9 protein-coding genes are annotated in these 14,342 nt (G+C 39.1%); 5 read left to right on the top strand and 4 right to left on the bottom strand.

Annotation, left to right across the window (positions count from 1 at the left end):
• The first annotated feature begins 119 nt into the window (after positions 1-119).
• The 5 genes from rseP (at position 120) to R9C00_26980 (ending at position 8,593) form a co-directional block, all read left to right on the top strand.
• On the top strand, positions 120-1,442 hold the full coding sequence (rseP, locus tag R9C00_27000) for an RIP metalloprotease RseP (protein ID WPO35349.1): 1,323 nt from the start codon (positions 120-122) through the stop codon (positions 1,440-1,442).
• Positions 1,443-1,505: 63 nt separating this feature from the next.
• Complete coding sequence (locus R9C00_26995) at positions 1,506-2,984, top strand: hypothetical protein (GenBank protein WPO35348.1); 1,479 nt, start codon at positions 1,506-1,508, stop codon at positions 2,982-2,984.
• A gap of 186 nt (positions 2,985-3,170) precedes the next feature.
• Positions 3,171-4,976, top strand: coding sequence for a tetratricopeptide repeat protein (locus tag R9C00_26990; protein ID WPO35347.1), 1,806 nt, complete (start codon positions 3,171-3,173; stop codon positions 4,974-4,976).
• A 405-nt stretch (positions 4,977-5,381) separates the two neighbouring features.
• On the top strand, positions 5,382-7,457 hold the full coding sequence (locus tag R9C00_26985; protein ID WPO35346.1) for a response regulator: 2,076 nt from the start codon (positions 5,382-5,384) through the stop codon (positions 7,455-7,457).
• A 113-nt stretch (positions 7,458-7,570) separates the two neighbouring features.
• Positions 7,571-8,593 carry an FAD:protein FMN transferase gene (locus R9C00_26980; protein WPO35345.1) on the top strand — a complete coding sequence of 341 codons (1,023 nt, stop codon included), beginning with the start codon at positions 7,571-7,573 and terminating at the stop codon, positions 8,591-8,593.
• A 1-nt stretch (position 8,594) separates the two neighbouring features.
• Here the strand turns inward: R9C00_26980 and R9C00_26975 are convergent, their stop codons facing one another.
• From R9C00_26975 to R9C00_26960, 4 genes are all read right to left on the bottom strand, one after another.
• On the bottom strand, positions 8,595-9,689 hold the full coding sequence (locus R9C00_26975; protein WPO35344.1) for a histidine kinase: 1,095 nt from the start codon (positions 9,687-9,689) through the stop codon (positions 8,595-8,597).
• 138 nt (positions 9,690-9,827) lie between these two features.
• A complete protein-coding gene (locus tag R9C00_26970) occupies positions 9,828-11,849 on the bottom strand; it encodes an OmpA family protein (GenBank protein WPO35343.1) in 2,022 nt (673 codons plus the stop codon).
• Between the two features lie 155 nt (positions 11,850-12,004).
• Positions 12,005-12,778, bottom strand: a complete 774-nt coding sequence (dapF, locus tag R9C00_26965; GenBank protein WPO35342.1) for a diaminopimelate epimerase — start codon at positions 12,776-12,778, stop codon at positions 12,005-12,007.
• 64 nt (positions 12,779-12,842) lie between these two features.
• Entirely contained in the window at positions 12,843-14,192 is a 1,350-nt protein-coding gene (locus R9C00_26960; protein WPO35341.1) for an adenylyltransferase/cytidyltransferase family protein, read from the bottom strand.
• Between the last annotated feature and the right edge of the window lie 150 nt (positions 14,193-14,342).

Here is a 14,342-nt window from a genome sequence, read left to right as displayed (position 1 = left end):
TAACTATCAAAACATAAGTGGTTATCAACACTTTTGTATAAGACACCTTTTTAAGACAAACCATAAATGACAGATTCGGCTACTGATTACCCTGTCAAACAAAATACAATAAGATTTATATGGAAGGATTAGTAATGGCTGCCCAATTGATCTTGGGGCTATCGATATTAGTTGGCTTGCATGAGTTGGGACATTTGATTGCCGCAAAGGCTTTTGGGATGAGGGTAGAAAAGTATTCCATTGGGTTTCCTCCTAAAATTTGGGGTATCAAACTTGGTGAAACAGAGTACTCGATAGGCTCATTACCCCTTGGAGGTTTTGTAAAAATATCAGGGATGATAGATGAATCGTTAGATACAGATCATCTTAATTCTGAGCCGGAACCTTGGGAGTTTAGGGCTAAGCCAGCTTGGCAACGTTTAATCGTGATGTTGGGAGGAATTATCGTAAATGTGATAACTGGTATTTTTATTTTTATTTGCCTCGTCTATTTCTTAGGTGAATCTTATACCTCGGTAGAAGAAGCGAACAAGCACGGTATTTATGTTAATGAGCTAGGAATGGAGCTTGGCTTGCAGCGAGGTGATAAGATAGTCAAGGTCAACGGGCAGGAGTTTAGCAACTTCAGCGATGTCCGCAATCCAAAATATTTGCTGGAGACAGATGCTAGCTATACAGTATTGAGAGATGGAAAAGAGGTTGTGATTCCCATTCCATCCGACTTCTTGGATAGGATGAGCGAACGGGAAGGAAGTGGAAGTTTCATCGAGGTTCTTGAGCCATTTTTTGTGCAGGAAGTGATTGAAAAAAGTAATGCTGAAATAGCAGGGTTGAAAAATGGTGATAAGATAGTAGAAGTCAATAATACACCAATTGTTTATTTTCAAGATTTCCGTAGTGCCTTGCGTAATAATGAAGGAGAAGTGGTGAGCATGACAGTAGTGAGGGAGAATGAAGGAGAAAAAGAATTGACCGTTCAGGTAAATGAAGATGGTACTGTAGGTTTTTACCCTGGTTCTATGCTGGAAAGGTCAAGGTTTCATTATGGCTTGGGTGAGTCGGTTCAGAAAGGGACGCAAGATGCTTTTTCTGTTATTGCAGTTCAGCTAAAGGCATTTAAGAAAATATTCAGTGGAGATATGTCAGCTTCCAAATCGATTAGTGGCCCTATTGGCATAGCAAAATTCTTTGGAGGAACTTGGGATTGGATTCGCTTCTGGACCATTGCAGGCATGCTTTCGATGGTATTGGCATTTATGAACTTTTTGCCTATTCCAGCCCTTGATGGCGGGCATGTGGTTTTCCTTTCCTATGAAATTATTTCTGGTCGCCCTCCATCAGATAAGTTCTTGGAAACATCGCAAAAAGTTGGGATGGTGCTGTTGTTGAGCTTAATGGTATTTGCTTTTGGAAATGACATCTATAAAGCTCTAATCAACTAGCTTTGCTAATAAAATATGTAAGCCCTCGCCAATAGCGTGGGCTTTTTTTTATATCATTACCCGATGAAGTTTAAGTGGTTTTTGGAAATAGTTGCTGTCTTTATTTTATATGGGCTGAGGGTCTTTCTGCTCAATGAAAACCTATTTGCTGACTATGATGCAGCTAAAAATTTTCTAGTGATCAGGGAAATGGCACAAGGTGATTTTGTCAACTTGTATCACCACGTCAGCCCTGCTTTTTTCCTTTTTTATCTGCCCATTTATCAGCTTATTTCCAGTGCTTCACTTTTGGTACATATAAGTGCCATGCTCAATTTGCTCGCCATTTGGTGGTTGGTTCACTTCCTTGCTAAGGAATTGGGGATAGCATATTGGGAAAAAATAATTCTTCTCCTTTTTGTTGGTTCTTCCTGTTTTTTGGTTCAAAATGCTCGGGCTTTTTCTATAGAAAGCATGAGTTTGCCAGCCTTTGTGGGAATAGGTGTTTACCTGTTCAAATATCTTCAAACTGACCAGATGAAACATCTGCTGATTTGGTCGGGCATCCTTTCGTTTTTACTTGTTGTGAACTACAAGGCATTTTTACTTTTGCCTTATTTATTGTTAGTAATAGTCCTCGTGGGAAAATTTAAGTTGAAACACACTGCTGTTGCATTTTCGATAGGGATTGCTCCTTGGCTGTTTTTTCCACTTTTAAACCTCTGGTTAGAAGTAGATCCACTTCAGCTCTACAAAAGTTTTTACGTCTGTGCGGTAGATAAAAATGTAAATCCAACCGTCCATTTGTCCAAATTTGAGTGGGATATTTTTTTCTACCCCAAGTACTTCCTCACATTTGAGAATTACCTTGCTTTTCCCACCGCAGTTTTGTTCTTTTTAGTAAGCAGGAAAAATCTGAAAATCAATCTTATAGATGCTGAAAAGAATAAGTTGAGTAGTGTTTTTCTTTGGGTATTCTTATTGTTTTTTGGAATGATGTCCGTGCTGCAAAAAGCTCCCCGTGGGCTACTCTTCCTGTATCCTTTTGTTTATGTTTTGAGCTTTCTTTTCGTCCAAAAAGTAATCAAGCGAAAGTCCTTGTTTTACTTAGTTATGTTTTTTTTGATCGCCTTAAACCTATTCCAGCTGAATCGTTATGTCTACCCTTTTGCCCAAAGCAATTACCAAAAAGTTGCAGGCGAGATCAATAGACAGGGAAAAGTAAAAGTAGCTTCAACTGTTGGGAATGGTATATTTCCTTGGCTTAGTTCAGAGGTAGAAGCGGATGTGGTTTTTTATCCTGAAAGTATGGCAGAGCTCAATGAAAAAGGTTACGATTATTTAGTAGTGGATGATTATTTTAGAAATGCTGGAATCACTTCCTTTGAAAGCTACAATAGTACTGATGCTGTATTTGAAGTGGCTAGCCCTTCTTTAAAAAGTCCTTTTCTGTACTTAGAACATTGTGAATTTTCGGGTAGGTCGTACCGAGAAGCTCTGGCAGCAAGATCTGCCGACATTAGCAATGGTCATTTTAAAATTAGGGTTATCAAAGTAGAGTAATATTGTTCGAACCTTGCCCAAATCCTACATGCCTTTCAATTATAAGTATTGAATAATATTAACATTCACATGCGATAACATATAGCTAGGCGTTTTTAAGGTTAAATTGACTAATGGTGCCTACAGGCATTAGTTTTAGTTAGAATTGAAAACAATTATTCGGCATAGCCTTAAAATATTGCGAATATGAAATCAGCTTTTTTAATAATTACTTGCATGCTGGGAATTCTTTTGGCAGATGTCCAAAAAAGCTTTGCTCAGCAAGATTCTGAGGCAATAGAAGTGTATTTGAAACGCCTAGAAGAGTACAGGCGAGCAGGTGATCAAGACGATGTAAATACCAGCTTGTTGCAAATTGCTTTTCTTTATTGGAATAAAGGGATAAGCGATAAGGCTATCGAGTTTTTTTCCGAATCGGTAGAAATCAATAAAAGCATTGGGAATGACTATGGTGCGGCACAGGGCTATCATTATATAGGTGTTATCAGTGCTGAGAGTGGGCAAAGTGATTTGGCCATCAGTAATCTTAAAAATTCTCTTTCTATCCGAAGGAAGTTGAAAGATAAATCTGGGATTTCAAGTACGCTACTTCAGCTTGGTATCATCAATTTTGATAGTGGAAATCCAAAAAAAGCGATCCAACACTTGGAAGAGTGCTTGAGCATAGCCAAAGAGATAAGCTCTACCATGGAAGTGACGGATAGTTATTTGTACTTAGCAAAGTCTCATGAAGCTTTGGGGAATAAAGAAGAGGCGCTTCGCTACCATAAGTTTTATACGGATGGTTTTAAGTACGAAGGGCAACGCTATATTAATGACCTTACCGAACAGTTTAATGTTGATAAGTCGAGACTGCAAAAGCAAAAGCAGTTGACGGAACTTGAGCTTGAACAACACAAGACAGAGCTTGAGATTATAAAACTTAGGGAGCGAGAAATTGCTGCTCTTGCCAAGGCAAGGAAAAATGAGATTGAGCTTTTGGAGAAAACCAAAGAACTACAAAATGCCAAGCTCCAAGAGCAAGAAGCTAAATTGAGAGCCGATAAAATTCTGATTACTTCAATTATTATAGGTTTAGTGCTTACCGCAGTAATGGTTGTGCTAATTACATGGGCTTATGTTCAGAAGAACAAAGCAAATAGGCTGTTGCAATCGCAGAAAAGAGAGATAGAAAAGAGCAGTATCCAACTGCGTATTCAAAATGAAAAGATTGCTGCAAGCGAGGAGAATATTCGTAATCAGAATGTGGAGCTTGAAGAAAAGAACACAAAATTGCTCGAGCTTCATGATGAAATCAGTCAGTTGAATAATATCCTAGCTAAGGATTTGAAGGAGCCACTGGAACATTTGGAAGATTTGTTAGAAATTATTGATGAGCATGTGAGTGGCTTGACTCCAGCTCAAATTGATTTTATGAATGTGGTGGCAGAATCAACCATGCACTTCCGAACGCTGATAGCTGATATTGAGGAAATAGAGAAGATTAAATCGGATAAGCATAAAATTAGGATGGAAATGATAGATGTTGCAAAAACTTTAGATGGGATCATTGCTGATACCCAAGCTGAGTTTGCCAGGCCAAAAAGTATTGAAATCCAATTTAGCAAGGAAGCCAATTGCACTACTCAAGCGAAAGTTGAGCCTAATTATATAAAACAAGTGTTCAAGACATTGATCTTGAATGCGGTTAAATATACGCCTGAAGGAAAAGAGGTGAAGGTTGCTTTGTCTCAGGAAGGTCAAAAGTTACTTGCCAAAATAAAGGATCAGGGACCAGGAATAGGGAAAGAGCAAATGGAAACAATCTTCTCTAAATACAGGTTGAAAGGTGGGAGTAAAAATGGGGAACCAGCAAGTCGTTCGGGACTATCTGTAGTGAAAGAGTATACGGAGTTGTTAGGAGGGAGAGTATGGTGTGAGTGCAATGGGGGAGAAGGTACAAGCTTTTATGTAGAGCTTCCAATTGAAATAAATGAGTTGGTAACAACCTAAATACGTATTCTGTTTAATGATTAGATTCAAGACCTTGAGCCTCGGCTCAGGGTTTTTTTATATGTTTCTGATTGGTATTGACTTTATCGTTGAGATTGTAACTTATGTAGTATTTATTCTCTATTTTTATCGAAAAAGAACACTTATGAACTTAAGTTCTATAATACTTAATATAGATTATTTGAATAAAAATGTTAAAAATTGATTTATTCAAAGATGCTGTAGGAATATTTCAAGTGTTTATTATTTAATAAATGTTAATTTGTTAGCTTAGTTCTTGCAAAAAATCAGTTAGTACTTATTAGTATTGAAGAGGTAATGTTTTGCTTTAAATAGTAAAAAAATGGGAAATTAAATAGAAGAACAGATTAGCCCTATTGAACGAGATAGGCATAACCCGACCACATGAAAAAATACCAAATATTAATCGCAGACGACCAGCAAGAGACCATTCGGGTTTTGGTTCAGCTTATTAGCTCATTTAGTGCACAATATAAAGTGCTTAGTGCTAATAGTGGGGAAATTGCATTCAGACTAGCTTCCGAAAGAAAACCAGACTTAATAATTCTTGACTGGTGTATGCCAGACCTAGATGGGATAGAGACGTTAACTAAACTAAAAAAACAAAGTATAACCAAGGATATTCCTGTTATTATTCTGACAGGGAAAAAAACAGAAGATGAGGATTTAGAATATGCCTTGAGCGCAGGCGCGGTAGATTATATAAAGAAACCTATTAATAAAGTAGAGTTTAAAGCAAGGATCAATTCTGCAATAAGGCTGGCCGAATCGTATAAAACGGTAATGAGGCAGCAAAAAGAGCTTGCCCAGCTAAATGACCAGCTGAAGGAGCAGGTAGAGGTAAAAACCAAAGACCTTCAAGAAAGCACGGAGCTTTATATGCTGTTGGCTGAAAATTATCCTAATGGAATAGTTTCGGTATTGACAGGTGAGTTTGTTTATGAGTTTGTTTCAGGGAAAGAGCTTGATGAGCTAGGTTTGGGGCACGAAGAGTTTTTGGGCAATAAGGTTACCGATATTTTTGACAAGACCAACTCCGGAATCATTGTAAAAGAGTATGAAAAGGTCAAACAAGGGGAAAGTACTACTTTTGAAATTATGTACAAGGGCAACAACTATTTGATGAGTGCCAGCCCTATTAGTAATGAAGAAGGAGAGATCAATAGAATATTTTCCGTTTCCCAAAATATTACCCCGCAAAAAGAAACAGAAAAACAACTTAAAGAAAATAAGAGGTTCATAGAAAAAGCAATGAAGGCTAGTCCTTCGGTGTTATATATACTTGATTTGGAGAGCCAAAAACCTACCTACATTAGTAAAAATAGCGAGCGCTTATTAGGCTTTACCCCAAGCGAATTGATGAAAAAGTCTGGTAAGAAATTATTGGAACTTGTCCATCCTGAAGATCGGGAGATGTTTTGCGAGTTCTTGGTAAAGAGAGGGAAGTCTTTTGATGATGTAGTGGATGAGCTGGAATACAGAGTTCAGCATAAGGAAGGGAATTGGATCTGGATATTGGCAAAAGAAACTGTTTTTACACAAAACAATGAAGGACACCCGCTGCTTACCATTGGCACTATTTCCGACATTACCGAAAATAAGGAGAGGCACGAGAAGGAAATCCAGCTATTGCACAAAAAAGAGATGCTGAATAAAGCCTTGCAAGATAGAGAGGTTAGGTTGGAAGAGTCGCTTAATAATTTGATGTTGGTAAATGAAAAGCTTGCTCGCAACGAAGCGCAGCTTAAAGCTCAAAATGCCGAGCTGAAAAAGATCAATAGCGAACTAGATAATTTTGTGTACAGGGCAGCACATGACCTCCGTTCCCCTGTAACTACTGTGCTAGGCTTATTAGAATTGAACAGGAATGAAACGGATATAGACAAAATCCGACATTATAGCAGATTGCAAGAGCAAAGCCTGCGGAAGCTAGACCGATTTATCAGCTATATCGTAAATATTTCAAAAAATGCGAGGGTAGAAATAGCAAGCCAAGAAATAAACTTCAAAGCATTTTTAGAGATAATTCTTAAGCAATTGCTCCCTCCTTCAAAAAACATTATCATCAATCAGGAAATAGAGGTGATACAAGAAAGCCCCTTTTATTCAGATCAGCGAAGGTTGTATGATATTTTTAGCAATTTGATAGCCAACTCTATTCAATACCGCAACCCCTATACAACTGAACCATTTATTAAGGTGAAGGTAAATGTAAACGAGAACGTAGCTTCTATTGAGGTGAGCGACAACGGGGTGGGTATTTCCGAAGAACATGTAAATAGGGTATTTGAAATGTTCTATAGAGGAAATGAAAATAGTACTGGTTCGGGGCTTGGTTTGTATATAGTGAAGGAAACGGTAAACAGGCTTCAAGGCGAACTTTCTGTTGAATCACTCCCAGGTTCGGGCACGAGGTTTTCAATAGAAATCCCAAATTTGAAAGATAATGTGCCCGCTTAGCAAGTTCATCTAACAATAGGTTCTTTTAGAATTTATCTACTAATTAAATATATAGAATATTCAAGTGCTTACCTTTGCCCTAGCGAACAAAAGCCCATATTATATTTTTTGAAATGGATAAAAATCAGAAAAAGAACCTAATTTATTCGGCAGTACTAATTACTCTTGTACTTATTGTTTATTTCTATAGAAGCTCTAAAGCGCAGGAGATGACTGTGAGCGGAGTTACTATGGGCGTGGTCTCTTATAATGTGAAATACCTAGATGTCGAGAAAAGAGATTTGACAGAAGAAATCAAAGAGTTACTTGCTGCATTTAACGAATCGCTTTCTACCTACATTCAATACTCTGAAATATCGGAGTTCAACAGGGATAGCTCAGTGGAGTTCCGTTCTCGTTTTTTCTATCCAGTTCTCCAAAAAAGTAAAGAGATCTATAAGGTTACCGAAGGCTCTTTTGATCCGACAGTAATGCCTTTGGTGAATGCCTGGGGCTTCGGCCCAGATAAAGAGCCTTATGCTGATAAAGGTGTGGTGGACTCTCTACTTCAGTATGTAGGCTTCGATAAGGTAGGTTTTGATAAGGAAAAAGTCTGGAAGTTAAAAGAAGGTATTCAGCTCGATTTTAGCGCGATAGCAAAAGGCTATGCCGTAGACTTGGTTGGCGAGCTGTTGCTTGAACACGGGATCAAAGATTTTATGGTAGAAATAGGTGGTGAGCTTATTTGCTATGGAAAAAATAAAAATGGAGAGGCATGGCTAATTGGTATCAATAACCCTTATTACCTAGAAAAAGGAGGCGATCTGTTGAGCGCAAAAATTAGGGTAGAAAACAAAGCTTTGGCTACATCGGGCAATTATCAGAATTTCTATGAAAAAGACGGGAAAAAGTACGCACATACCATTGATCCAGTATCTGGAGTACCCGTGCAGCATAGTTTGCTAAGCGCCTCGGTTTTTGCCGATGATTGTATGACTGCCGATGCGTTTGCTACCTCGTTTATGGTGATAGGGGTAGAGCGGGCAATTAAAATCCTAGAGTCTCAGCCAAACCTTGAAGGCTTTTTGATTTACGATGAAGGTGGAGAAGTGAAAACCTATCAAACCAAAGGATTAGCTAAGTACTTTGTGGAATAGTTTACTGTGGAGCGGTAGAAGTAACCAGCTCGCTATTGTCCCACTGGGGTATCTTTATATAGGTCAGTACGCTTTGGTCTTTCTCATTATTAATAGAAAAATCAGCACGGTTGTGGTAAAGAAGTGCGAGCCTTTGTTTTGTGCTTTTTAAACCATAGCCTTCCCTTCTTTCTGGTTTGGGGTCATAAGTTCCCGTGTTTCTTATTTCAAATATGGCTGACCTATCTTCTCCCAAAGAAGTTTTTATCGTGATCTGCCCACCGTTTTTTAACTTAGCAATTCCATGCTTTATCCCATTTTCCACAATAGTTTGGATCATCATAGGTGGTACTTTATGTCCAAGTGTCAAATCATCAATGTCATAAGCAACACTTAATCTTTCCTCGTATCTCGTGTTTTCTAAGTTCAAATAATCTCTCACAATATTCAGCTCTTCTTGAAATGGAATCACCTTTTTCTTATCCATCATCAGCGAGTTTCGGAGGATATTGGATAGCTGATTTATCGAATCTTTAGCCTTCTGGGGATCTTCATCTACCAATGCTTTTACTGTATTGAGCGCATTGAAAATAAAATGAGGGTTCAATTGGGATTTTAGTTGATTCAGTTCAAATTCATTGATCAATGCTTCCCACTTCAAGTTACGGTTGTAGTTGGTTACGTAGTGGTACAGTACATAAGCAAGCGACCAGCCGAAGTAAAGGAATGTTACGGTAATTACACTTACAATTAAGCTCTCAAGAGTTAGCGCTACTTCTAATTGGTCTTTGTGAAAAAGTAAAGTTGAAAGCAACGAGAAGGGCGTAGAGACAATAGCAAGGATAAATGAAGAAAGCATTATCCTGAGTATGAGCTTCGAAAATATTATTTTTAGCCAACCCCATTTGATAATGAAATACCTATAAAGGTGCGAAAGCATCATTAGGCAGCCGAGTGTGAACATCGTATCGAGCACAATATATGTTTCGGGCAACCCATCTCCTTGAATGTTGACAATGAGGGTGTAAAGTCCCATGAGAGACCATCCGCTGAACTGGCAAAACCAATACAATAATCTTTTATTCCCTTCGAATATGCTAAAACTCTTTATGCTCATTTTTTTCTAGTTCAATTAATTGCGGATAAAGCTTGGGGGTATAAAAATCTCCTTGTTCAAAAGTTATAAAAAAAGCTCAAAGTCGCTATGCCATACATACCTACTTTGAGCCATTGATGTAATTTGTATCAGAATATTTTATTCTCCTTCTTCCTCGTCGCCAACTTCTCCTAAAATGGTAACCGTTGTGCGTCTGTTCAGTTGATGTTCTTCTTCAGATACAGCATCGGGAATCAGCAATTGACTTTCTCCATAACCTTTGGCCACAATCCTCTCGGGGTCAATCCCATTCGAAACGATGTATTCAACAGCCGATTCGGCTCTTCTCTTCGAAAGCCTCATATTGTGCCTGTCACTTGCCCTACTATCCGTATGCGCTCCTAATTCAATTTTTAGGGTTGGGCGACTTTTTAGGTAGATGACCAATTTGTCAAGTTCCCTAGCCGCATCAGGTCTAATTCGCCAGTCGTCCAAATCATACAGAATTCCTTCCAACACCACCGACCTTCTTCCTCCTTCGCCTGTTTCTTCACCACCTTCCATATCGAGGTCGGCAAAAATGTTTTGGTAAAGAGAAAGTTCGGTTTCAAAAACTACGTCGTTTTCAGGATCGTCAAATTCTTCGGGGTCCCTTCCTTTTCCTATAGTAGAAAATAGTTCGTTGGCATCGATGAATTCAGTTTTAGAACCTCTTACCGTATAATCAATTCCTATTTGCAACTTGTTTTCAAACTTAAACCTTCCTACAGAATCAGATTTGGTAGTGCCAATCACATCGCCGCTCTCATCTAGCAGCTCCAAGGTTACTTCATCCAACAAAGATTTTTTGATGTTTTCCTCTTGGAAAGTAGTTCCTGCTAAGTAATAATTGATGATTTTGGTTTCGGGAGTTTCATCTACAAAGTAGAAAATATCATCATCGCCCTTTGCCCCGTCTGAAGTTCTATTTGAAGAGAAATAACCTGTTTTTGGGGTTTTGAAAGCCAGTGAAAAATCATCGGAAGGAGAGTTGAACGGAGGTCTCATGTTTTTCACCGTAATTTTACCATCCCTTCTTACTGCTTCAAACAGGTCAAGACCACCCATTCCCGGATGTCCGTCCGAAGCAAAGTAAAGTTTGCCTTCTCTAGAAACAAAAGGGAACATCTCGTTTCCAGCGCTATTGATCACTTTGCCCATATTGGTAGGGCGGCTCCATTCTCCTCTAGTATTTCGGCGAGTTCGGTAAATGTCCAAGCCGCCATATCCACCAGGCCTGTTAGAGGCAAAGTACAATGTCTTTCCATCGGGGTGGAGAATAGGGCACCCGTCCCAGTACTTAAGGGTGGTCACGGGCAAGAAGAGCTTTGGTTCAGTCCATTCGCCCTCCTCTTGGGTAGAAATATAAAGGTTGACCTCTTCGGCCAAGTCTTTCTTTTTTCCACTATTACTACGTGCAAAAATCATCACCTTTCCATCTCGGCTAAACGTTGCCGAGGCTTCATGGAAGCCTTCCAAGTTCACCAGTTCGTTGAAGGGGCGAGCTGCGCCTTTGCAATCTGCATTAGCCTCTAGGTCGTAGTAAAATAAATCGGTAAATGGCTTGCCAGTAGATTCGAAAATTTCTTGGCCCATTCTTGAGCTTGTGAATACCAGTTGGTTATCTTGGAACATCATGGGGCCATACTCAGCCGCTTCCGTATTGAGTGCATCACAATTGGTAATGGTGATATACGGATTTACTTTTGATACAGCTTCTATTTCTTTCAAGTTTTCAAGCTCTTGCTTGGCTCTTCTCACTTTCAAAAATTCCTTTCCCTCCTGAATATATTTTTTGAACCCTTTCTCGGCAGATTCATATTTCCCAGCGGCCTTCAAGGCGAAACAGTATTGATAAAGCAAGTTTTCATCATTGTAAGCCTTGCTCACAAAAGCTTTGCGGTAGAAGGGTTCTGCTTCGGGCAATCTATTGGAAAGGCGATAGCATTCCCCCACCATATAGTTGATTTTTGCCTTTTGTTCTTCCGAACCAGAGGTTTCGACGGTTTTCAGGAAAATAGGAATAGCAGTGTTGTAGTGTCCTTTTTTAAAATGGTTTTCGGCTACTTTATACGAGGACGAGCAAGATGCTATAAAAATTAGCAGAGGCAGTAAGAAAAAAGGAAATACAAATTTTTTCATATTATTTCAGTAGTGGTCTTTTATCTTCTCAAAAGCTTGTCTGTACTAGTACATTCAGTTGGGAATTTAGTGAAATATGCTGAATATTTTGGAGGGAGAAAGGTTTTTCTCCCTGTGTTAATTTACAGACCTTCCATTTGCCCCAATAGTTGTAATTAGAAATTATTAAGGTCAAAAGTTCCAGCAAAAACAGCTTTAGCAGGACCTATTAGGTAAATGTTGGTGTACAAATCGCCGACCTTATCAAAGTTGACAGCAAGCTCTCCGCCAAGTACTTTTACCTTTACAGGCTCAGGAGTTCCGTTCAGGTTTGCGGCAATAACCGAGGCTGTTACTCCAGTTCCGCAGGAAAGTGTTTCATCTTCCACGCCTCTTTCAAAAGTGCGAACATGCAGTACATCTCCTTTCTGTTCCGTAAAATTCACATTCGTCCCACCATCCATAAAGCTATGGCGAACTTCCTTCCCTTTTTCAAACACGGGAAAAGCTTTAAGGTTTTGGACGGGAGCCACATAATGTGGCGAGCCGGTATCCATAAACACATATCCATCTCCTTTGTCTACCCTACTCACATCGTTCATTTTGAGATGTACAATGCCTTCAGCAACGGATGCTTCATGATCGCCATCGGCAGCTAAAAATGTGGTTTTTTTATCAAAAACGCCAAGGGAGTGGGCAAAATGAACAGTACACCTTCCTCCATTCCCACACATAGAGCCTAAGTGCCCATCTGCATTAAAATAAACCATTTCAAAATCGTAGCCTTTTCGGTTTCTCAGGAGAATAAGTCCGTCTGCCCCTACGCCAAATCGCCTGTGGCAAAGCTTCGTTATTAGCTGATGATTTGATGCATCAAACTCATGGGCTCTATCATCTATCATCACAAAATCATTCCCTGTTCCCTGATATTTTACAAAGTGTAATTCCATTTTACTTGATCTATGAATTTTTGTATTAAAAGCTCACAAAATTATGAATTTGGAGGTTGGCTTGTTATATCTTATTCAAAGATTTGATATCTAGGGTTTCAAACTCAAAATCAATTTCAAAACAAGCTGAGAACTTTTTTTTCAATTGTGTACGAAGTTCAAGAGGATTGTTTGAAACAAATACAAAAGCACCACCTCCCCCAGCTCCACAAAGTTTGCCGCCAAGTGCTCCATTCTCTTTCGCAAAACTGTACATTTCATCCAGTTCTTTATTGGTGCTAGAAGGAGCAAGTTGGATTTGGGCTTGCCAGTTTTTCTCTATTATTTCAGCACAGGCTTCTATATCTTTTGCCAAAAGAGCTTCAGAAAAAGCCTTGCCATACTCTGCTAGCTTTTTCAATGCATCTTGCCCACTTTGGGTTTTATAATTCTGATAAACTTCTTCTACAGCAGTTTGCGCATTTCTCGATACACTAGTATGGAGCAAAAGCAACTTGGAGCGAAATAAGTCGAGCGTTTCTGGAGGTATTTCGATAGGAAGTAGTTTTGCATAATCGCTGCCAAATTCGAAACAATGAAACCCTCCATACACAATGGAGTATTGGTCTTGCCGGCCAATAAACCAGTTTAGTTCTTTATTTTCGTAGTTGAATAAGTCTTCACCAATTGTTTCTAGGGTTTTATTCTCAGAATTGTAGTTTTTGGCGCTGATCATTTCAAGGAGTTTGGCGGCGGTGGAAGTACTCAATCCGCTGCCTCTTGGGTATCCTGAGAAGTTAAATTGCCCTGCTTTATATTCAATAAGTGGCTTAATGGCTACATTGGAAACATAGCCCGTTTTCCCATTCATTATGTAAGGCACATCAGTCCACCCACCAGCAAAGTCAATTCTAAGCGCAGCCCTGTATGCGTAATTGATTTTGTTGATAATGTTGGTGGTGGAAGTAGGCATCAATTCGGGAGGTACTACTCTTGAAACAAGCTTGGGCTCAATATCCAGGCTATGGCAAAGCTCTTGTTTGTGTTCAAGTCCTGAGTCATCGTCGTTTATAACAAAAATATCAGGTTTGAGGTGTTCCAGTACGGGCATAAAGTCCACTTTTCCTTCAAGTATTTCTTCTCCATTTAAGGTTGCGTAATCCACATCCTGCATAGCTGCAACTAAGTATAGCCTATTTATTTCTGGATTTACTGGTCGCCCTGGTCCTTTAAGCTTTTCTATCACAATATCTTTTCCCACACCTACGACCAAAATATCCCCAAGAGCTTTGCACTGGTTGAAAAATACGGCATGTCCCGATTGTAATATATCGTAACACCCAGTGCAGTAAACTATCTTTTTCTGAGGGTTCTTTTCCCTAAGCTCTTGCAACCCTGCAAAGTCGAGAGCTTTTTTACGTATACTTTCAAACATTTTTTTATAGAGTTATTCAAAAAAATACACAAGTCATTTGCCTAAATTATAAAATGCTTGCGCTGCAATTGATCTAAAGTACAAAATAATATGAACCCATCTGAGCGTTTTAGCAATTGCTAAATCCTTATTCTTAGAAAAACCCTTTTC

The organism is Flammeovirgaceae bacterium SG7u.111 (genome assembly GCA_034044135.1).
Classification (GTDB): domain Bacteria; phylum Bacteroidota; class Bacteroidia; order Cytophagales; family Flammeovirgaceae.
The sequence above is the reverse complement of the archived record's forward strand: the minus strand, read 5'-3'. Positions and strand labels throughout refer to the sequence as shown.

What these genes read in the sequence shown, in the direction of transcription:
- R9C00_26970 (WPO35343.1), bottom strand. Translation starts at nt 11,849, where the DNA reads ATGAAAAAATTTGTATTTCCTTTTTTCTTACTGCCTCTGCTAATTTTT.
- R9C00_26995 (WPO35348.1), top strand. Translation starts at nt 1,506, where the DNA reads ATGAAGTTTAAGTGGTTTTTGGAAATAGTTGCTGTCTTTATTTTATAT.
- R9C00_26960 (WPO35341.1), bottom strand. Translation starts at nt 14,192, where the DNA reads ATGTTTGAAAGTATACGTAAAAAAGCTCTCGACTTTGCAGGGTTGCAA.
- R9C00_26980 (WPO35345.1), top strand. Translation starts at nt 7,571, where the DNA reads ATGGATAAAAATCAGAAAAAGAACCTAATTTATTCGGCAGTACTAATT.
- R9C00_26990 (WPO35347.1), top strand. Translation starts at nt 3,171, where the DNA reads ATGAAATCAGCTTTTTTAATAATTACTTGCATGCTGGGAATTCTTTTG.
- rseP (WPO35349.1), top strand. Translation starts at nt 120, where the DNA reads ATGGAAGGATTAGTAATGGCTGCCCAATTGATCTTGGGGCTATCGATA.
- R9C00_26975 (WPO35344.1), bottom strand. Translation starts at nt 9,689, where the DNA reads ATGAGCATAAAGAGTTTTAGCATATTCGAAGGGAATAAAAGATTATTG.
- dapF (WPO35342.1), bottom strand. Translation starts at nt 12,778, where the DNA reads ATGGAATTACACTTTGTAAAATATCAGGGAACAGGGAATGATTTTGTG.
- R9C00_26985 (WPO35346.1), top strand. Translation starts at nt 5,382, where the DNA reads ATGAAAAAATACCAAATATTAATCGCAGACGACCAGCAAGAGACCATT.